This window comes from Paraburkholderia sediminicola, assembly GCF_046027355.1.
Lineage (GTDB): Bacteria > Pseudomonadota > Gammaproteobacteria > Burkholderiales > Burkholderiaceae > Paraburkholderia > Paraburkholderia sediminicola_B.
Map to the genome: position 1 here is coordinate 133673 of NZ_JAQQEK010000001.1, position 21730 is coordinate 155402.

General features: G+C 61.6%; 9 protein-coding genes. 5 read left to right on the forward strand and 4 right to left on the reverse strand.

The genetic code is table 11. The features are described 5' to 3' along the window. Positions 1-91 precede the first annotated feature (91 nt). From PQR42_RS00630 to PQR42_RS00640, 3 genes are all read right to left on the reverse strand, one after another. Positions 92-2308, reverse strand: coding sequence for a TonB-dependent siderophore receptor (locus PQR42_RS00630; protein WP_408384980.1), 2217 nt, complete (start codon positions 2306-2308; stop codon positions 92-94). Positions 2309-2505: 197 nt separating this feature from the next. Beyond that, positions 2506-4698 carry a sensor histidine kinase gene (locus tag PQR42_RS00635; protein ID WP_408493560.1) on the reverse strand — a complete coding sequence of 731 codons (2193 nt, stop codon included), beginning with the start codon at positions 4696-4698 and terminating at the stop codon, positions 2506-2508. A 130-nt stretch (positions 4699-4828) separates the two neighbouring features. After that, on the reverse strand, positions 4829-5638 hold the full coding sequence (locus PQR42_RS00640; protein WP_408493561.1) for a response regulator: 810 nt from the start codon (positions 5636-5638) through the stop codon (positions 4829-4831). Between the two features lie 444 nt (positions 5639-6082). Between PQR42_RS00640 and PQR42_RS00645 the strand changes: the two genes are divergently transcribed. From PQR42_RS00645 to PQR42_RS00655, 3 genes are all read left to right on the forward strand, one after another. Continuing rightward, entirely contained in the window at positions 6083-8092 is a 2010-nt protein-coding gene (locus PQR42_RS00645) for a YadA-like family protein (RefSeq protein WP_408209761.1), read from the forward strand. Positions 8093-10020: 1928 nt separating this feature from the next. Then, complete coding sequence (locus tag PQR42_RS00650) at positions 10021-16242, forward strand: ESPR-type extended signal peptide-containing protein (protein ID WP_408384978.1); 6222 nt, start codon at positions 10021-10023, stop codon at positions 16240-16242. Between the two features lie 67 nt (positions 16243-16309). Continuing rightward, the gene (locus tag PQR42_RS00655) at positions 16310-17038 is read left to right on the forward strand and encodes an OmpA family protein (protein ID WP_408209755.1); all 729 of its coding nucleotides are present in this window, start codon (positions 16310-16312) and stop codon (positions 17036-17038) included. Positions 17039-17784: 746 nt separating this feature from the next. Here the strand turns inward: PQR42_RS00655 and PQR42_RS00660 are convergent. Continuing rightward, positions 17785-18057 carry a hypothetical protein gene (locus tag PQR42_RS00660; RefSeq protein ID WP_408209753.1) on the reverse strand — a complete coding sequence of 91 codons (273 nt, stop codon included), beginning with the start codon at positions 18055-18057 and terminating at the stop codon, positions 17785-17787. Between the two features lie 565 nt (positions 18058-18622). On the opposite strand from PQR42_RS00660, the gene acs reads away from it, so the two are divergent. Then, entirely contained in the window at positions 18623-20605 is a 1983-nt protein-coding gene (gene acs / locus PQR42_RS00665; protein ID WP_408384976.1) for an acetate--CoA ligase, read from the forward strand. Positions 20606-20810: 205 nt separating this feature from the next. Further along, complete coding sequence (locus tag PQR42_RS00670; protein ID WP_408209747.1) at positions 20811-21725, forward strand: LysR family transcriptional regulator; 915 nt, start codon at positions 20811-20813, stop codon at positions 21723-21725. Positions 21726-21730 lie beyond the last annotated feature (5 nt).

Here is a 21730-nt window from a genome sequence, read left to right on the forward strand (position 1 = left end):
GTTGCTTTCGGCTCAGCGAAGCTCAAAGACGCCGGTGGGTGCGAGCACCTTGAACGTCCGCTGAAGCCACCCCAAAATCGGGAACGTCTTATTACCAGGTGTATTTCGCGTTGGCTAGCACGGTTCGCTCGTTGCCGAATGCGCAGACCGAGTACGATTGGCAGCCGCTGATGTAGTGACGGTCGAACAGGTTTGCCGCGTTCAGTATGAAACGCCAGTTGCGCATCTGATAGTGGAGTGCCGCGTCGTACAGCGTATAGCTTGCGACCGTCAGCGAGTTGTCCGGCGCACCCGCGGACGCGCTCTGGTAGCGGATACCACCACCAATCCCGAAGCCGGCAAGCGCTCCTGTATGCCATGTCCAGTCGGTCCACAGCGACGCCATCTGGCGAGGGCGAGGAATATCGACCGGCCAGTTGTTCAGCGACGCGTCGTTTGCCTTTACGTTCTTCACGTCCTGATGGATGTACGACGCGATAATGGAGAGTTCGCGCGTCACGTTTCCGACCGCGCTCAGCTCGATGCCGCGCGAACGCACCTCTCCAGTCTGCACGGAAGACGTTCCTGTCGGATCGAGGTTCGTCGGTGCCGGTGTCACGACGTTCGTCTGGTTGATCTGATAGACGGCGGCGCTCAACATCAGGTTCTTGCGGGCCGGCTGCCAGCGCAGGCCCGCCTCGATCTGCCTGCCGCGCGTCGGCTCGGGCAATCCTCCGCCGAACATCTCCACACCAATGACCGGATTGAACGATGTTGAATAGCTGACGTACGGTGACAGCCCGTAGTCGCCCTGGTACGTGAGGCCGACGCGACCCGAGAACGCGCTGACATCCTGTTTCGTCTGCGTACGGGCCTCGTAGTCGTCCAGGCGCGTGTTGACCCAGTCCTCGCGGCCGCCGAGCGTCAGGGTCCAGCGGTTCCATTTGACCTGGTCCTGCGCGTACACGCCGAACGTGTTCATCGTTGTGTATTGGTCCTGGCGGCCGAGTGACGTGGGGCCCGAGAAGATCGCGGTCGTGACCGGCGTGTAGACCGGGTTGTAGAGGTTTAGCTCAGGCGCCAGCGCGAGCCACACGCTGTTGGTCGTCGTCTGCCGGTTGTACTGAAAGCCGAGCAGCACAATATGCTCGAACTGCCCAGTACCAAAACGTGCCTGCGCGTTGTTGTCGATGTCGAAGCGACTGTAGTTGGGCTGAAACAGCCCTGCGTAACGCGTGATATCGGTCGTGCTGCCCTCGGCAAGGCCACCGCCAAAGACCGACGCGTCGCTGAGCGACAGGTGCATCCAGCGCAGGTTCTGGCTTAACGTCCAGATGGAATTGAGGTCGTGCGAGAACTGGTAGCCGACCGACCACTGCTTCTTTCGGTAGTCGTTGAATGTTGGTTCTCCGGTGTAGACGTCATGCGACAACTGCCCATTCGGGTTTGGCAATACGGTGCCCTGCGCGGGCAGGAAGTTGTGCGAAATATCATTCCAGTCCTGCAGGTAGGTCGCCGTGAGCGTCAGCAAAGTACCAGAATTCGGTCGCCAGCGAAACGACGGCGCAAGCGCGACGCGCTGGTCCGCATTCGGTCCGGTCACCGCGTTGCCGTCGCGCGCGTCGCCAACGAAGCGATACGCGTACTGACCGTCGGCGTCGAGTCTGTCGCCGATGTCGAACATTATCTGCTTGCGCGCGTAGTTGCCGACCTGCACGTCCACCTCGCGCACCCGCTCGCCGTCGGCCCGCCTGGTTTGCACGTCGACGATCGCGCCCGGATCGCCTGCCCCATACAGAGCCGACGTTGGCCCGCGTAGCACAGTGATACTGTCGATCATGTACGGGTCGACGCGCCAACTCGCGATGGGCGTTGTATTCGGCGCTTGCAATCCGTCGATGAACAAGGTGGGAGTAAAGCCGCGCAGCACCGCATACAGGTCTGTGCGGCTGTCGGATCCAAACGATGCGAAGCCTGGTACGTAGCGCAGAGCCTGGTTGAGGTCGGTCGCGCCGGTCATTTCGATCTGCTGCGCAGTGACGACGTTGATCGTTTGAGGAACCTCGGTGATCGGTGTGTCGGTCTTCGTGCCGGTCGCGGTGCGTTTGCCGACGAGCCCGACTGACGCCGCGTTCGCCACGTCGTTCACTTTTACCTCCGGCAGCGTGACGGCGGATTTCCCGTCGACCTGTACCGCGACGCCCTTCGCGTGTGTATCGTTCGCTGGTTGTGTCACCTGCGCGTGTGCATGGCCGGCGGCCGCTGCGCAAAACATCCCCTTCACTGTGACCGTGATCGCACGCTGCCTCGCGCCCGTTGTCCACACCATTTTCTGCAGCTCCGTTTTCCTGGCAGCCTGCTCGGCCGGCCCGTTTGTCAAAGAGCGACAGCCGTCCGGCCGCCGCGTCATTTTTCGCCGGTGAGCGTCGCACGCTTCAGTGGCGTGTCTCTCTTCGTTGCGTTGCGCACGAGTGTTTGGAGGATATCGGCCGAAAGTTGCATTAGCTTGAAAACAGCCAAGCCACGTTAGCAGGCACGCGAGGCGTCGTATGTTTCGTGCGGTGCGAGAGCAAGAGCCTCGATGCCTGCGAAATCCAACGCTTCGAGGCAATGCCGGATGTCAGTCAGAAACGCGATGCAGGCGGGGTGAGCGTTGATCATGTTTTCTATCCATCGCTCTATGTCAGTCAGGCGTCCATCCTTCGCAAGAACGGCCAGTTCCCGGCGATCGCTCTCTGGAGGAACGGCAACGGCGAACCCGTGTTTGCGTTGTGAACGAATAGGAGCAGAACCGCCGGAAGAATGTTCTACGACGTTCGACGGCAATGCATCCTCATCTTCCGCAAATGGAACGATGAGTTCGAAGGTAAACGAGGTGCCGCTATGCGGCGCACTTGACACGCGCAAGTCGCCGCCCATGGTGTTGACAATGCGCTGCGCAATAATAAGGCCAAGGCCCGTGCTACCGTTCACAGCCTGTATCTGGCGAAAAGCCGTAAAGAGTTTCGACTGTGCTTCGATGTCGATGCCGATACCGGTGTCGGCGACCTCAAAACCCATGTGCCATTGATCGTCCTGCAGGCGCGCGCTCACCGTCATGGTGACGAAGCCGTCGCGGGTGAACTTGGATGCGTTCGACAGCAGATTGAGCAATACCTGTTGCAACCGGCGGCCGTCGATCGTCAGTCGACGGGGCAACGACGTCAGTGCCTGATAGTTGAACTGGTTGTTCAGCTGCGCGCAGAGCGCGAGCGCGTATTCGGCAATGTCATCGAGAAGTGCGGGCAGGTTGGTTGCGATCGGGGCGATGTCCAACGGCTGCAACTCGGTTTTCGCGTACCCGACCAGTTCGTCGATCAGGCCGAGTTGATAGTTCACGCTGCGTTCGATTGCCTGGATCGGTCTAACCTGCTTCGAATCCGCCAGTTCCCGCAACTGTCTGGCATAACCCGTGATCGTAGCAAGCGGCGCACGGAGGTCATGACTGACATAACCCAAAGTTTCGATCAGTTGCTGGTTTTTCTCCTCAGCGTAAAGCAATGCATCGTTCAGTTCTAATGTGCGCTGCGCAACCTGTTCGCGAAGTCGATCGTGTTCGGTTCTTTGCCAGTCTGCAAGTTCGGTTCTTGCCGCGATTCGCTGCTTTCCGACGTGGTTTATCCACGCTGCAAGCACGATAAGGTTGGTGGCCAACCCAATGATTGCAACGATCGGGTTCGGACGAACGTCGGACTTCAACCATGCGAGAGCGGTCGGCAAGGAGCCGAGCGTTTCGAGCATGCGCAACGCAAAGCTGAAGAGAGAGAAAATCATGACGAGCAGCATGATCCGCGCGGTGGGCGTCGACTGACGCACGAGCCGTGTAGCGATAATCACCGTGAAGACACCGAACAGCGCATTGACATACACGCCGACTTGCGCGAACACGAACAGATTGCCGAATACGGCGCCTATCGCTGCGATGCACTCCAGCAACGCAAACCCGGAGAGTATGTAGCGAGCAGGCAGGTTTGCCTTTTCGCTGCGCGAGATGCGCAAGATAAAGACAATGAACAACAGCACGGCAGTACATCCGAGCACCGTCACACTTCTCGCACTCCACTCGGTTGCGAAAGGCCACAGATATAGCTTCGTATAGCCGCGATCCGCAGCTTCGAACAGCGCCGTCATGGCACACAGCGCGGCCAGTACGAGAAACGAGACACTGCGGGAAAAATAGGCGATGAGCAGCGCGCACCACGCCAGTGCGAGCGTGCCGCCAATCAATCCGCCGTCCCAGAGCGCTGCGCGTTTTTCCAGCGCGTCGTATGCCGCTGCGGAATAGAGTTTCGGTTCGAGCGTGAGCGCGGTATCGCTGGCTGCCCGGATGAGAAAAAGGCGCTGTTCACCGGGAGCGAGCGTGAAATCCATCAACCGATACCGTGACGAAAAGGACTGGGACACGGAGCGGGCGGGATCGATGCCGGCATCTGTCCAGTGGCCGCTGTGCCCAGTGTAAAAGTCCACTTTCTGGAGGCGCGCGTCCTGGAATACGAGCACGAGGGGAAGGGCTGTTGAGCCACCGTTGCCCACCGACACGCGTAGCCACCATGCCGAGCGGGTGAAACCTGGTGTCAATCGACTCCGCTGCATGGGACGGAAGCCTGGCGTGGCTCCCGCGGACAGTGTGAGGATATCGTCCAGCTTCATCTTGCCCGAGACGTCTTCGAATACCTGCACCTGGTCCAAGGTGGGAACCCGTTGTGTCTGTTTCCCAGTGGCGTCGAGACCGACGGCAAAAGAGTGCGTGGCCCACCAGCTCAGACATAACAATAGTAAGCGGCGCCACCGAGCTGTAGTCATGATGTCGTTACCCTGCCTCGAGGGTGGGTTCCGCGGTATCAGCCAGGTCCCGGCTGCGATATTCCTCCCGATAGGTTGAGGGGGGCATGCCAAATCGCTCACGAAACGCCGTGGCGAAATTTGCTGCACTGGAAAAGCCAATTTCTTCGGCGATGCTGGCGATACTCAATGACGTGCTACTCAACAGCTTTTGTGCAATCCGCAGGCGCTCGTCCCGGAGATACTCGAATACTGTCCGGCCAAGGTTGTCCCTAAACGCACGCGACAGTCGTTTTTCATTGGTCCCCACCAGGCGCGCGAGTTGTTCGACCGTTGGAGCGTCGTTCAGCCTCTGCGACAAATGTCGAATGGCCGCGCGAACAATGATGCTGTTGCCCGTGAAGTCAGGAGCGGATGCCTCATCTTCGGTATACCGATTGCCGCGTGTCCGGGCGAGGTGAACGCGAATCCGTGCAAGTACCTCGTCCGCCTCGAATGGTTTGAGCACGTAGTCCACGCCGCCGATTTCCAGGCCGTTGAGGCGCTCGTGGAGGTCCCCAGCCACAGTGAGAAATATGACGGGAATCGCAGAGGTGCGGGGGTCCGCGGCAAGAAGCCGGCAGGCGGCGAATCCATCCATCCGCGGCATCCGTACGTCCATCAGGATCAGGTCGGGTGAAATCGCCAGTGCTCGTTGATACGCCTGTGACCCATCGAATCCGACGCTGATCCGGCATCCAGCATTGCGCAATACGTCAATCAACAATCGAAGCTGGTCCGGCTGGTCGTCTACCACAAGAAGATGGGCATCCGTGAGGGCAGTGTTTCGGGGCGGCATCGTGTAGGCGAAAGAAGCTGACGGGTAACGTTCCTGGTTAACGGCGGCTGATTGCGCAGCTTGAGGCTCGCGGGGATCGGTCGCCAGCATAAAGCCGCGAAGCGTACCAGATTGTTAATTCAATTTAAATCGAGCGGTTTCCGCACGGATATCAAAAGAATATTCCCTCCGGCAAAGCATTTCGTCCCTCCGGCAAAACGATTGTGGCAGTAACGCTGCCCATAATTCCTCGCGCCCTTACACCAAGTTTCCAATTCAAACATTTGTAGCCGTGGGTATCAGTGGCTTGGCTGCGGCGGTCGATGCCTTGTAGCGACCGCCGCCATCGAACGGTACGCCGAGAAAAGCCAGACGGCATGGGCAAGCTAAAGACTCAGATAGAGCGTGACGGAGACCAGATATGAATCCTTTTATTGACCATCAGACGAGCGAGAACGGAACGCAATGAACAAGAGCCGATATAGGTTGGTTTGGAATCGCCGGCTTGGCGCGCTGGTCGCGGCAGCGGAGACGCAGCGCGGCGTGCAGGGCGAAGCAGGGCAGGCGGAAATGGGCCAGGGCGGTAGTCCCCTGAGGTCGAAAGTTGCACTCACCGTACTCACGGCGCTCACGCTCTCGGCTGGATATGCACATGCAGATAACCTTGCCGTCGGCGGCGAGGTTGGTGGGACGACTGCAACGATAGGGGGTGCTACGGCTCCGTCCGCGAGTACAGGCGGGACGTTTCCCGCTGTAGCGGGTGACGCGAGCAATACGAGTCAGAATACGGCGGTCGGGATCAATGTCACCGCTAATGGCGGAGCCGCAACTGCATTGGGTGATACGGTAACTGCAAGCGGCCAGAATGCCACGGCAGTTGGCGCTAATTCGGTCGCAAGCGGAAATAACGCCGTGGCTTTCGGTGGTGCGTCGAGTGCGGCCAATCTTAACTCGACTGCGATTGGTGCTCAGGCACACACTACTGCGGAGTTTTCAACGGCGGTCGGCACTAACAGTTCGGCCGCCGGCGGTACGGCCCTAGGCTTTCAGGCGAGCGCGAACGCGGGTGACGCTACAGCAGTCGGTGTCGATTCCGTTGCATCTGGTATCGGTAGCGTTGCAGTTTCCCGCGCACAGGCAACTGCCCAGAACGCAATCGCTATTGGTGAGAATGCCTCGGCAGTTAATGTGAATTCCGTAGCGGTAGGGGCCGGGTCGAACGCAACCACCAACAGCGCCACGGCAGTTGGTCCCTTAGCGACGGCAAGCGGCGGCAGCGCGACGGCGCTCGGCAACTCAAGCTTGGCGAGCGGGGGATCGGCTATTGCAATTGGTCAGTCTTCAACCGCATCAGCAATTACTTCTGTCGCGATTGGATTTAATGCGAATGCCGCATCGGCCAACGCGATTGCGCTGGGCACGCTCACACAGGCGACAGGCGCAAATTCAATCGCGATCGGTAACGCAGCCGCAGCTTCGACCGCAGAATCGACGGCGCTCGGTTCCGGCGCGGTCACACGTGCGGCAACGAACGTGAGTAGCGTCACGCTGAACGGGGTCACCTTCGGTGGCTTCGCAGGCGCGACGCCGACCGGCGTCGTGAGTATCGGCGCGGTCGGTCAGGAACATCAGCTGCAAAATGTCGCCGCGGGGCAAATCAGCGCCACCAGCACGGACGCGGTGAACGGCTCGCAACTCTTCTCGATTGCTTCGCAAGTCTCGGCTCTGTCGACCAAAGTCGATACGGTTACCGCGACCGTCAACACGATTTCGACAAGCGGGTCGAATGGCACGGTTACCGATCCAACAAGTACGGCAGTTGGCAAAAATTCGGTCGTGTCCGTGCCGAACGGAACCGCCGTCGGTAACGGCTCGAATGTTTCGGGCCAGGACGGTACGGCAATCGGCACCAACACGACTGTCACGGCTGCGCGCGCAACCTCCATTGGCACGAATTCCAAAGTCACGGCCTCGAATGGAACCGCAATCGGCGATGGTTCGAACGTCACCGGCGCGAACGGAACTGCGATCGGCGCGAATTCCCAGGTCACCGCGAACAATTCGGTTGCCCTGGGTGCAAATTCAGTTGCAGACCGGGACAACACGGTTTCGGTCGGAGCGCCGGGTGCTGAGCGTCAGATTACCAACGTTGCAGACGGTACGGCTCCCACTGACGCTGTGAACAAGCGTCAGCTTGACGGCGCGATCAATTCGGTGCGCAGCGAAATGTCTCAAAACCGCAAGGATGCAGCAGCGGGAACCGCGAGTGCAATCGCTATGGCGAACTTGCCGCAAGCTGTCCTTCCGGGTGAAAAGGTTGTTGCGCTTGGCGGGGGCAACTATGGCGGTCAGTCGGCCATGGCAGTGGGCCTGTCGGTCGCGACGCAAAAATGGTTAGTCAAGGGCTCGATCACCACCGCTGTTTCGGGTCATGGCTCCGTGGGTGCAGGCGCGGGCGTCGGCTATCGCTGGTAAGTAAGTTGTGTGTATCCGCTGCCGTCGCGTTTGTGTTGCGGCAGCGGGCGCAGCAGCGCCTGGGAATTTTGCAGAGGAAGAGCATGTTAATAAAAGTGCGAAGTGGCATGAAAAGAAAACGCTTCCATAAAGCCCGCTACCACCTATGCGAGAAACGCGTCAGCCGTCCACGTAAGCGTTTTTGCGCTCGGCTGCTCGGCGAACAGAAATACTGGATCGGCAGCAGCTCCCAATGGAACGCGGGGGCAAACTGTCAGGATCATCAACAATATAAGCTCATCGACGTGCCGTTTCCGTGTTGTTTGATGGAACTTCGGATTGGGTCGGCGCGATCAAACCGGTTAAACAACGGAAGACATCCACTGAATCTCGATTGATCAAGCTGCGTTCGGCTATCCGATTTTTTCGTGAACTCTGCCCTGAGAAGGCTGTGACGAGCGAACGTCTCCGCGACGGTTCGTTCCCCAACCGGATAGCGCACGCAAGAATCGTCAGAACGCTCTCTTCCGTTGACTCAGATGGAAACTTTTGAAACAGAGCCGCGGGTGCTGGCAAACCACCGCGGCGTGTCTTTCTACTTTGCGCGACCGTGAAACCTGCCGTTTCAGAGCCGCAGTCGCATAGGAAGAGTACAGCTCGCCAGCAATACCCATTTCGGAGCCCGTACAGACTGGAGATACAGGGATCACAAGATCGCACGGCCTCTCACGTTCTGGCCTGGCCGCGGGTCTTCGACGGAGCCAGAACGTTTGGCGTCGTGTTTCTGCTCTACTGCTTCACCGTGTGGCCGTTCACTTATGTCGTAGCCCGGGAAAGCTGTATTTCGAATATCCCTTATTGAACCGATGTGACTTCGATTGAGGTCAAACTAGTGACAGACTCTCTGTTATGTATTGCCGTTCCCTACGTGATACCGAAAATAGAAAGTCTCCGTTATCCGCCTTGCATTGGTTTCGGAAAAAATCATTGGCGTGCGGGGCGGATTTTGTGGGAAATGCCGATAAAAAATCAATGGAATTCCTTAAGAAACTGTAAGGAAGCTATGGCGGGCTTTTCGACTATCCGAGACATCCGGACCTGTTGTCCATCCTTGAATCCCACTCATCGATGAGGTTCTCGGCGAGGCTCGGCAGCCCATTTCTGCTATCTCTGGCGCAACACAAACACTCATGCTGCGGCGGATGAGTGACAGTTCAAAGGCAAATTAGTAACAGTATACGGGTGCTCCAATCGTTAAATTTCGCAATACTCCGACATTGCATAGTCTTTCTGTAGACAAATGAAAATAGCTATGAGAAAGTCCCCGCGAGTACTTAACTTTCTTTCCATTACATGATTTGATGGCCGGCGAAATCGCGTTCGACGCGAATAGTTTGACGGCTATCGTCTCACATAGTGCTCAAGGTGTTGCCAGAAAGAGAAGCGGCGCGTACCGCCGGGCATAAAAGACTGTTTGTCATGTCATGCGCCGAGGAACGGTGCGACAGGCTACTGAGGGGCGGTAACTATGAGTATTCCAGGCAGGACAGAGTCGGACACCGACTCGGCGAAAGAAGAACATCATTCAGGTAGGCAATTGGCGCTCTGCCGCGCAATGACCATCCTTATGCCGTGCCCCTTCGGACCTTCATAACCCAGCGGCCCGCAGACTGTCTGAACGGTCAGGTCGCTGAAAAACAGGTTATCCAGCCGCCCCTCATCGATCACTTAGCCATCTGAACTCCTTCGTCAGGAGGAGGAGTTCGCTCGCGCTAAGGATTCGTCATCCATCGAGGGCGCAGGAGACGTGCTGTAGCCAACGCTGAAGCAATACGCGCCGCAGCGAGAGGTTTCAGGCAGATAAATAGGCATCCTTAATAATTTGGATGTATGCACGCACTCATGCTTACGAATTTCGCATTGTCAATTACATATATTGGGGAAACGACATGAACAAGGCGTATCGGACTATCTGGAACAAGGCGCTGGGCGCCTTTGTAGCTGCGTCGGAATTGGACACGTCGCGCGGCAAGGGGAAGTCGGGGGCGGCTGCCTCCGTGTGCGAAGGGCGCAGCGGTGAGCTCGGTGAATGGGGTGCTTCGGCGCTGCGCGGTTCCAATCCGCGTGTCGTTGCCGTACTGTTGTTGATGGGCCTGGGCGGATGGACCGCGCTGGCGCAGGCGCAGGTGAGCTGCTCTGCGGCACCCTACAACTTCTATAGCGGCAGCACGACGTGCGTGGGTTTTACGTCCACAGCCTCTGGAGGCGGAGCCACTGCGGTGGGTTATGGCGCCAACAGTACGGGACTTAATGCCCTGGCCTTCGGCTTTCAAGCCATCGCCGCCGCTACAAACGCCATTTACCTGGGCGCGCGGACTGCTCCCGGTACCGGCGCGACGGCAGAGTCGGCGATTGGCATCGGTACGGATGTCGCCGCTAGCGGATCGGCGGCCATTGGTATTGGCGTTGACGCGGTTTCCAGTGGCAACCTGTCCACCGCCGCCGGCGCGTCGGCGAAGGCGACAGGAAACAACGGCGTTGCATTGGGTGCGAACTCTAACGCTGCCGCGTCGGGCGCGGTCGCACTGGGCAGCGGTGCCACAGGTTCGCAAACCAACGGTGTAGCCGTTGGTGCGGGAGCAAGTGCCACCGGCGCCAATGCCATTTATCTGGGAGCGCGCACTGCCGCGGGCACTGGTTCGACCGGGACGTCGTCCATTGCCATTGGCACCGACGTGACCTCGACCGGAGACTATGCCACCGCGTTGGGCTTCCAGGCGGTGGGGAGTGGGGCTGCAGCCGTCGCGATGGGTTATATCGCCAACGGCTCCGGGACGCATGCCGTCGCCGTTGGCTTTCAGTCCATCGCCAGCGGCCTCAACGCCGTGTACCTAGGGGCGCGTACCACCGCGGGCACGGGCGCGACGGCGGCGGGGGCCATTGCCGTTGGCACGGATGTCAAGTCCACCGGCCCGTCTTCGCTAGCTGCGGGCACAGTCGCGGTCGCCTCGGCGCAGAATGCCGTGGCGCTGGGAGCGGGGTCCGCCGCCACCGGCGTGAACGCGCTCGGCATGATGGCCGGCTCCAGCGCCAGCGGCGCAAACGCGATAGCGTTGGGTGCGTCCGATTCCATCGCGGAAGGTGGTTCATCCGCACCAGCGGCGGTGGGGGGCGCCGCGGCCTCGGGCATTCGCGCGGTTGCGATTGGCTCTGGCGCGAGCTCGGCAGGGTCCTCGTCAATTGCGATAGGCGATTCGGCTGGAACGGGCACCAATGCAAATGCCATCGCGATGGGTACCAATGCAACGGCGTCAGGAAGCAGCGCCATCGCGTTGGGTAGCCAGACGGTTGCGAGCAATGGGAACGCGACAGCTGTTGGCTTTACGTCGCAAGCCCTCGCAGCGTCGACCGTGGCCATCGGCGACAGCAACAAGGTGGCAGCCGCGGCCAGCGCCGGTTCGATAGCCGGCGGACACAACTCCCAGGTGCTCAGCGGGACGGGTGCAGTGGCGCTGGGTCAGGCGCAGACAGCCAGCGGAAATGGCGCCGTCGCGATCGGCGATCCCAATAGCGCGAACGGCAATGGTGCGACCGCGGTCGGCGCGAACAACACGGCGACGGGCAACGGCGCGATAGCGCAGGGCAACGGCAACACCGCGAACGGCCAGGGCGCGGTCGCACTCGGTAACGCGAGCAACGCGAGTGGCGCGAGCGCGCTGGCACTCGGCGATACCGCAGTGGCAAATCAGGCCGGCGCGATTGCGCTGGGCGCCGGCGCGTCGGCCACCAATGCGAACGCAGTGGCGCTGGGCGCGGGCAGCACCACCGCCGCAGCGATTGGCACGCCCAGCGTGACGGTGGGCGGCGTCACGCACGCGGTGGAAGGCACGACGCCGGGCAGCACGGTGAGCGTGGGCTCAGCGGGCAATGAACGCACGCTGACCAACCTGGCCGCGGGTCGCGTGACCGCAACCAGCACGGATGCGGTGAACGGCAGCGAACTGTATGCGACCAACCAGGCAGTCGACAGCCTGACGACCGGCACCGTCGGCCCGTTCGTTTCGAACAGCTCGGTGACGTCGACACAACCGGTCTCCTCCGGTGCGAACGCGGCGGCCGGCGGATTCGGCGCATCGGCGACGGGCGCGGCCTCTCTGGTGGTTGGCAATCAGGCGACGGACAACGGCGTGGCCAATTCGACGGTGCTCGGCCAGGGCGCGACAATCGCCAGCGGGGTGACCGGCTCGAACGTAGCGCTGGGCCAGGGCGCGTCGGTAACCTCCGCCGCCGTGCCGACAACCGGCGACACCATCAACGGGACCGCATTCACCTACGCGGGCGGCACACCCGCCGGCGTGGTCAGCGTGGGCACGGCGACCGCGTCGCGCCAGATCACCAACGTGGCGGCCGGCCGCGTGAGCGGGACGAGCACCGATGCCGTCAACGGCTCACAACTGTTCGCCGCGGATACCGCGATCACGGCGGTGGGTTCAAAAGTGACGAACCTGGGTAACACCATGGCCTCGAGCCTTGGCGGCGGCACCACTTATAACAGCACCACCGGCGCGCTCACCACCAGCCTCAACTACGGCGGCAACACGTATTCGTCCGTGCAGAATCTCGTCGACGCCGTCACCGGCGGCGGCACTGCGCCGGGCATCAAGTACTTCCACGCGAACTCGACGGCACCGGACAGCCAGGCGGTGGGGAGCGATAGCGTTGCGATCGGCCCGAACGCGGTTGCCAACAACGCGGGCGACATCGCGCTGGGCTCCGGTTCGCAAACCGGCACCGCAACGCCCACCACGAGCACGACGATCAACGGTACGGTCTACGGCTTTGCCGGCACCAATCCGACGAGTGTGGTGAGCGTGGGCGCGACAGGTGCGGAGCGTCAGATCCAGAACGTGGCGGCGGGTCGTCTCAGCGCGAGCAGTACCGATGCAGTGAACGGTTCCCAGCTATACCAGACCAACCAGGCGATCGATAGTCTGGGGACGACCGTCGCCGCCGACAAGACGCACTACTACAGCGTCAACGACGGCGGCACGCAGGGCGGCAACTACAACAACGACGGCGCGACCGGCCTCAATGCGTTGGCGGCGGGTGTGGCGGCAACGGCGTCCGGCGCGAGCAGCTTCGCCGGTGGCAATGGCGCTTCCGCGCTGGCCGACAATGCGGTGGCGCTGGGCGCTCTGTCGAGCGCATCGGTTGCTGGCGGGGTCGCGATCGGTTCCGGCTCGGTGTCGGATCGTGCGGTGCTCTCCGGTGTCGGCTCGATTGCCAACGGCACGCACGCCATTCCGTTCAACACGGCGGACCAGACCCTGCTCGGTGCCGTGTCGTTTGGCAGCGCAAGCGGCAACACGTATCGCCAACTGACGAACGTCGCCGACGGCACGCAGCAGCACGACGCGGTCACCATCCGGCAACTAGCCGGCGCGCTGTCGTCGTTTGCAGTGACCGGCCAAATGTACTTCCATGCGAACTCGACGGCGGCGGATTCGCTGGCGGTGGGCGCCGAGTCGATCGCCGTCGGGCCGACGACGGTGGTCAACGGCGACAACGGTGTGGGCGTGGGCAACGGCGCGACGGTCGACGCGACGGCGCCTGGTGGCGTCGCGATCGGCCAGGCGGCAAATTCGGCGCAGGCGGACGCGATTGCGGTGGGCAGCGGCGCCATCGCGAGCGGCGCGCAGTCGATCGCGCAGGGTGCGAATGCAAGCGCGGCCAACGCCGGGGCCATCGCGGTCGGCTCGGGCGCACGCAGCAGCGCAATCGATGGGCTGGCGCTGGGTGCCGGCGCGAGCGCGTCCTCGGCGAACAGTGTCGCGCTGGGAGCCGGTTCGCAAACTGGCACCGCAACGCCGACCCTGAGCACGACGATCAACGGTAGGGTCTACAGCTTCGCCGGCACCACGCCGACCAGCGTGGTCAGCGTGGGCGTGGCAGGCGCGGAGCGCCAGATCCAGAATGTGGCGGCGGGTAGCGTGAGCGCGACGAGCACGGATGCCGTGAACGGCTCGCAGTTGTACCAGAGCAATCAGGCGATCGACGACCTGGCGACGACCGTCGCCGCCGACAGGACGCATTACTTCAGTGTCAACGATGGCGGCACTCAGGGCGGCAACTACAACAACGACGGCGCGACCGGCACGAACGCGCTGGCGGCGGGAGTGGGGACGGTCGCTGCCGGCACGGGCAGCACTGCTCTGGGCCAGGGTGCGACGGCGAGCAACGCGAACGACGTGGCGCTCGGCAGCGGCTCGACGACCGCCGCCGCCGTGGCGACCCCGGGCAGTACCATCAACGGCACTGCCTACACGTACGCCGGTACGGCGCCCACGAGCACGGTCAGTGTCGGCAGCGCGGGTCACGAGCGCACGCTGACCAACGTCGCGGCGGGCCGTGTCGACGGGAACAGTACCGATGCGGTGAACGGCTCGCAGCTGTACGCCACCAATCAGGCAGTCGATAGCCTGGCCAATACAGTGACGGCCAACGAGAAGCACTACTACAGCGTCAACGACGGCGGCACCCAGGGCGCCAACTACACCAACGATGGCGCGACCGGCCTCAATGCGTTGGCGGCGGGCGTGGCGGCAACGGCGTCCGGCGCGAGCAGCTTCGCCGGCGGCAATGGCGCTTCCGCACAGGCTGACAACGCGGTGGCGCTGGGCGCTCTGTCGAGCGCATCGGTGGCGGGCGGTGTCGCGATCGGCGCCGGTTCGGTGTCGGACCGCGTGGTGCTTTCAGGCGTCGGCTCGATCGCCAACGGCACGCACGCGATCCCGTTCAACACGGCGGACCAGACTCTGCTCGGCGCGGTGTCGTTCGGCAGTGCGAGCGGCAACACGTATCGTCAGCTGACGAACGTCGCCGACGGCACGCAGCAGCACGACGCGGTCACCATCCGGCAGCTAGCCGGCGCGCTGTCGTCGTTTGCAGTGACCGGCCAGATGTACTTCCATGCGAACTCGACGGCGGCGGACTCGCTGGCGGTGGGCGCCGAGTCGATCGCCGTCGGGCCGACGACGGTCGTCAACGGCGACAACGGCGTGGGCGTGGGCAACGGCGCGATTGTCGACGCGACTGCGCCAGGGGGTGTCGCGATCGGCCAGGCCGCGAATTCGGCGCAGGCGGACGCGATTGCGGTGGGCAGCGGCGCCATCGCGAGTGGCGCGCAGTCGATCGCGCAGGGTGCGAATGCAAGCGCGGCCAGCGCCGGGGCCATCGCGATCGGCTCGGGTTCGCGTAGCAGTGCGATCGATGGGCTCGCGGTGGGCGCTGGCGCGAGCGCGTCGTTTGCGAACAGTGTTGCGCTGGGCGCCGGGTCGGTAACGACGGTCGGCGCGTTGAGCAATTACATCGCGTACGGGTTGAGCAGTCCGCAGTCGTCGGCGGGCGAGGTCAACATCGGCAATCGGCAGATCACCGGCCTGGCCGCCGGCAAGGCCGGCACGGACGCGGTGAATGTCTCGCAGCTCGACGCGGTGGCAAGCCGGTTGACGACGCTGATCAACCAGCAGACCACCAACAACGGCGGCAGTTTCTCGTCCTCGCCCGGCACGCCGACGCCGCCCACGCCCTCCGGATCGAATTCGTCGGCGGGCGGGCAGGGGGCCGTGGCTTCCGGCAATAACAGCTCGGCCGTGGGTAACGGCTCGACGGCGTCGGGCACCGGCTCGACCGCGGTGGGAGCCGGCGCAACCTCGACGGGCAGCGGGTCGACGGCGCTCGGCGCGGACAGTAACGACGGCGGCCGCACGAATGTCGTGGCGGTCGGCTCTGCCGCATCGAACCGGCAGGTCATCAATGTTGCAGCCGGCACGGCGCCTACCGACGCGGTCAACGTCGAACAGTTGAACGCCACGCTTTCCCAGGCGAACGCATACACCGATGCCCGCGTAAATGAACTGCAGAACGGAATCAATTCGACCGCGCGCAACGCGTATTCGGGCATCGCTGCCGCGACCGCGCTAACGATGATTCCGGAAGTGGACAAGGACAAGACGCTGTCGCTCGGTATCGGCACTGCGGGCTTCCGGGGTTATCAGGCAGTCGCGATCGGCGGTACGGCGCGCCTGACGGAGAACGTGAAGATGAAAGCCGGCGTGGGCATGAGCCCGGGTGGCACGACGGTCGGCGTCGGCGCGGCAATGCAATGGTAAGTCGTGAGAGCGGGGCCGCAGCGGCGCGTCCTGCATTCTCCGCCACATACAGTCTATGGAGCACCTGATGAACCGACTCTTTTTCGCAAGCCTTTTCTGTACTGCTGTGCTTGCCGTGACCGGATGCACGGCAGGAAGTGGCCCAACCTTCAACGCCTATTCGGTCGACGCTAGCAACGGCGTCAGGACATACCGGGCCGAGTGCCACGGGCTGCTCGAGAGCGCGTCGACCTGCATGAAGGTGGCGCAACGCATCTGCGGCGACAAGGCGGTGCAGCCGATCGACAGGATCGATCGGGTTCGCGCCGCTGACGACAACCGGAACGACCCTCGCGTTCTGCTGTTCAGATGCGGCCAGGACGTTGGCAGTAACACGCCGGCCGAAGCAGGCCCCGTCGCGGAGGAAGCAACCACGATCGAGGACTTCACGGTGCAAGCCGATGCGCTGTTCCCGTTCGACAAGTCGGCGCCCGAGTCGATGCTGCCGGACGCAAGGGCCCAACTTGACCAGATCGCCGAACGCATCCGCAAGCATGAGCAGGTGAGCGCAATCACGATCGTCGGTCATACCGACAGGCTCGGTCCTGAGTCCATCAACGGACCGTTGTCGCTTGCCCGCGCCAACACCGTGCGGGCCTATCTGGTTGCTCACGGACTGGACGGCAGCATCATTCACGCGAAAGGCGTGGGATCGAGCGAGCCGCGAACGCACTGTCCGGATGGCGATGCTCGCATGCTGATCGCGTGCCTGCAACCGGACCGGTATGTGTCGATCGCGGTTCAGGGGCGCAACTGATGTGAGCCCGCAAGCCGGCGCCGGACAGGCTCACCATGGGCGGGCCTATCCGGCGCTGGGTCCGCGCCGCAGCGCGCGCGTTAAGCTTCGAACCGACCATGAAGGTCCCGTTGGATAAATCGGCCGGTGAGGGAGCATCGGGAGATCACGTCGCTCCGCGACGCCGGAACAACGCCGTAAAGGAAGTCGGTTGCCGATCGCCGGCGCGACTAATTGGTTATTCCTCGGCATTGCGCGCATCCGGCGACACGACTTGGGTAGAGAAACGAAACTAACCGTCTGAGCCGCCCACGCCGCAGCACTCAGTCGGCGGTATTTTTCGCAGCGCACAGGGGGCTTTCGGGGGCATCGCTCTACACCTGGTATGCGTTAGTAATGGTGGGCTACTGGTGTTTGAACAACCTCGTGCCAGCTCAGGCACATAGGCCGCGCGAGTATTCGCCATAACGCCGCCGCCTGCTTTTCCCGGTGGCCTCAGCTCTCTCAAACTTCTATGTGGGGCACACCTGCTGCCGAGCTTATCGGGGCGGCTGAATTGCAATCAGCCGCGCATTGCAGCGCTCGACTACTTTGCCGCATGGTGCCGAAGGAAAACTTAAGAACCGCTAAACCGTAACCGTAACTTGAGAAATGTGTGGGAGACGCAGGCGATACCCCAAAAAAAAGCCCGCGCGAAGCCGCCTTGAAAAGCTCTAGCTTGCGAGAGGCAGCTAAAAAGTCGCGGCTCCCGCCGCGCAGGGTTTGCGCTATTGGGCCGCTGTGAGTTTGTGCGCGGTCCTTAGTGCCTGCCAGCTCGTTTGCGGTTCCTTTCGCTGATCGCTTACTAGCTCGATGCCGCTTTTTAATACCGCTTCACAGAACGCTAGGCGGGCTCGGTAGTAATCCGCGTGCATCTGCGCGTCAAGGATGCGTTGTTCGGCCTGGAAGAGTTCCAGACGCAATTCTCGCAACGCTTTCTCGGCCTGCTTCTCCGGTGTAAGCGCGTTGCGTACAACCCAGCTGGCGATCCACTGCAGCATGATGAACTCCTCTCATCGTCAGATGACATTCCGGTGGCCTCAAATCGGGCTTTCACACGGCGGCACAACGCAACTGTCCTGACCACTTGATCAAACGGCCAATTGTCAGTCAGTGCTGTCAATAATCAGGGAGTACCTGTGGTCACACTGCGCGGTAGATCACGTTCTTGCGAAGAATCCCACCATCCGTGCAACCGGTTTTTCTACGTCTGCGGCGGGATCATGTAGGTACACCATAAGATACAGCCTAGGGCAGCCACACCCCACCAGACTTGTGCGGGTTGCAGAATGCTCCCGGGTAGCTATGTCACGGCGTCTGCGAGGCAGGAGCCGACAGCTACGATTTCAAGTTGGGTCCCGCGTCTGAACACACCGGGTCAAGCGCAAGACCTGAATTTTCACCGAGGCTAACTATCCGCTATCCAGGTTAATTGATCTGTTGATGGCGCGCGGGTTACGTTACGAATAACGAAGAGCAACCGCGCGAGCCGAATCGAAGCGCGTGGCTAGACATGCGGCGAAGCCGTGCGGGGAATTACTCATGAAGCCATTCGGAGGAGACACAATGCCCGACATCGAATTAATGAAGCGAGAAAGTCGCGTTTTCGAAGTACCCGCCGCGTTTTTAAAGCGGGCGACGATCGCGAGCATGGAAGCCTACGACTCGCTTTGCGCCGAGGCTGAAGAGGATTACGAGGGATTTTGGGCTCGCCTGGCCCGGAGCGAACTTTTTTGGTCTAAGCCATTTTCCGAGGTTCTTGACGACAGCAATGCTCCTTTCTATCGATGGTTCGGTGACGGTCGTCTGAACGCGTCATACAACTGCCTTGACCGCAATGTGCAAAACGGGAACGGCGACAAGTCGGCTATCCTTTTCGAGGCAGATGACGGGACACTTACCAGCGTCACATACCGGGAGTTGCATGCCAGGGTCTGCCGATTCGCGAACGCGCTCAAGAACCTTGGAGTTGCCAAAGGAGACCGTGTCGTCATCTATCTGCCGATGTCGATCGAAGGTGTGGTGGCGATGCAGGCTTGCGCGCGTATCGGAGCGACCCATTCAGTGGTGTTCGGGGGCTTTTCCGCAAAGGCGTTGCAGGAGCGTATTACCGATCTCGGCGCCATTACGCTGATTACGGCCGACGAGCAAATGCGGGCCGGGAAAACTCTTCCGCTCAAATCCATCGTGGATGAAGCGCTCACCATGGGAGGCTGCGAATCCGTACGTCATGTGGTGGTTTATCGGCGAACGGGCGGCAAGATCGGCTGGATCGAGGAGCGCGACCGCTGGATGCACGAGATTTCGGCGGGCCAATCCGAGACATGCGAGGCCGAACCCGTGGACGCCGAGCACCCGCTCTTTGTGTTGTACACCTCCGGCTCTACTGGTCGGCCTAAAGGGGTGCAACACAGCACGGCCGGGTACCTGCTGTGGGCCATGCTCACGATGCAATGGACGTTCGACATCAAACCTGACGACGTGTTCTGGTGCACCGCGGATATCGGCTGGATCACCGGGCATACCTATATCGCCTACGGTCCGCTTGCGGTGGGTGCGACACAGGTGATGTTCGAAGGCGTGCCGACTTACCCGAACGCCGGTCGTTTCTGGGAAATGATTGCGCGCCATAGAGTGAGCATTTTCTACACCGCGCCCACGGCTATCCGGTCACTGATCAAGGCCGCCGAAGCAAATGCGCGGATCCACCCTGGTCGCTATGACTTATCGAGCTTGCGGCTGCTCGGCACGGTTGGCGAACCAATCAACCCCGATACGTGGGAGTGGTTTCATCACAATATCGGCGGCGACCGCTGTCCGATTGTCGACACGTTCTGGCAGACCGAAACGGGCGGCCACATGATTGCGCCTTTGCCCGGCGCTACTCCGCTCGTGCCGGGTTCGTGCACGCTTCCCCTGCCGGGCATCGTGGCGGCGGTTGTCGATGAAACAGGGCAAGCATTGCCCAACGGCAGCGGCGGTATTCTCGCAATAAAGCGCCCATGGCCATCGATGATTCGTACCATCTGGGGCGATCCCGACCGTTTCAGGCAGAGCTACTTCCCCGCCGAACTCGGAGGCGACGTGTATCTTGCCGGCGATGGCGCGATCCGCGACAAGGACAGCGGTTACTTCACGATCACCGGTCGCATCGACGACGTGCTCAATGTTTCCGGGCACCGGATGGGGACGATGGAAATCGAGTCAGCATTGGTCGCTCACCCACTGGTGGCCGAGGCGGCCGTGGTGGGACGCGCCGACGAAGTGACCGGAGAGGCGATCTGCGCCTTCGTGGTGCTCAAGCGCGAGTGCCCATCCGGCGAGGAAGCCCGGCAACTCGCTGCCGACCTGCGTAGATGGGTTGGCGAGCAGATCGGACCCATCGCCAAACCCAGAGACATCCGGTTCGGCGACAACCTGCCGAAGACACGCTCGGGGAAGATCATGCGGCGACTACTGCGTTCCCTCGCTAAAGGCGAACAGGTCACACAGGACGTCTCGACCCTCGAAAATCCAGCAGTCCTCGACCAACTGGGCGAGGCGTTCTAGCGCCGTCCTGGCAAGGAGAATGCTGTCCGCCCCACGAAGCTGTTGCACAGTCTTCGCGCGAGGCCAATGACCTCCGCCTCTTCGTGACGAGCGGGATGATCGAACGATCGTCGCCCGCTTGTCGCGAAGAATGCGGGGTTATCGCTACTTGTCCAGCGGTCTCATGCGCCGATAATCCTTAATTTCGACCATTCCCTGCATCGAGATGCGCGACCGAATCGACGATGAGATCACCTTTCGCAAGCTGGAAGTCCTGCTCGCATTCATGGAGACCGGAAACCTGTCGAAGGCAGCCGAGGCGCTGAACGTGAGCACGGTCAGCGTGCATCGAGCGCTGCACTCGCTCGAACAGGGCGTACGATGTGCGCTGTTCCGGCATGAAGGCCGCAACCTCAAGTCGACGGAAGCTGCGCAGATGCTCGCCGATGTGGCGCAAGAGGTGCTCACTCTGATGTCCGCCGGCATTCACGCGACCCGTGAGGCGGCGGGGTATTCGTCGGATCGGCTGAAGATCGGCTCGCTGTACTCGCTGACCATCAGGACCGTGCCGGACATCGTCGTCGACATCAAGGTACGGCGGCCGACGCTCCAGGTCGAACTCGTGCTCGGTTCGAATGCCGAACTGCTCGACAAGCTGAAACGGGGCACCGTCGATGCGGCCCTGATGGCCTTGCCGGACGGCGAGCCCGAAGTCGAATCCATTCCTCTTTTCGAAGACGACATCTTTTTCGCGGCGCCTGCCGGTTCACCATACGCGAACCAGGAGGCGGTCGATTTGCGGGACTGCCGCGACGAGACCTTCGTTTCCCTCGGCGAGGGGTTCGTCACATATCGAGGCTTTATGGAGGCGTTTCGCGTCGCGGACTTCACGCCGAATGTGACCATGAGAGTCGGCGATATTTTTTCGCTGATGAACCTTGTGAGCGGCGGGGTCGGGTATACGCTATTACCAGGCCGCGTGCGCGGCGTGTTCGGCGACAAGGTGCAGTTCATTCCTCTCAAGCCGCAATATCTGATGCGCCAGTCAATCGGTGTCAGCTTTCTGCACGCACGCGAGCGCGACCCAAACCTGTTGGCGCTGATGGCCGTCTGCCGTCTTTGCACGAGAAGGGCTGGCTGAGGTTT

What these genes read in the sequence shown, in the direction of transcription:
- PQR42_RS00630 (WP_408384980.1), bottom strand. Translation starts at nt 2,308, where the DNA reads ATGGTGTGGACAACGGGCGCGAGGCAGCGTGCGATCACGGTCACAGTG.
- PQR42_RS00640 (WP_408493561.1), bottom strand. Translation starts at nt 5,638, where the DNA reads ATGCCGCCCCGAAACACTGCCCTCACGGATGCCCATCTTCTTGTGGTA.
- PQR42_RS00645 (WP_408209761.1), top strand. Translation starts at nt 6,083, where the DNA reads ATGAACAAGAGCCGATATAGGTTGGTTTGGAATCGCCGGCTTGGCGCG.
- PQR42_RS00650 (WP_408384978.1), top strand. Translation starts at nt 10,021, where the DNA reads ATGAACAAGGCGTATCGGACTATCTGGAACAAGGCGCTGGGCGCCTTT.
- PQR42_RS00655 (WP_408209755.1), top strand. Translation starts at nt 16,310, where the DNA reads ATGAACCGACTCTTTTTCGCAAGCCTTTTCTGTACTGCTGTGCTTGCC.
- PQR42_RS00660 (WP_408209753.1), bottom strand. Translation starts at nt 18,057, where the DNA reads ATGCTGCAGTGGATCGCCAGCTGGGTTGTACGCAACGCGCTTACACCG.
- acs (WP_408384976.1), top strand. Translation starts at nt 18,623, where the DNA reads ATGCCCGACATCGAATTAATGAAGCGAGAAAGTCGCGTTTTCGAAGTA.
- PQR42_RS00670 (WP_408209747.1), top strand. Translation starts at nt 20,811, where the DNA reads ATGCGCGACCGAATCGACGATGAGATCACCTTTCGCAAGCTGGAAGTC.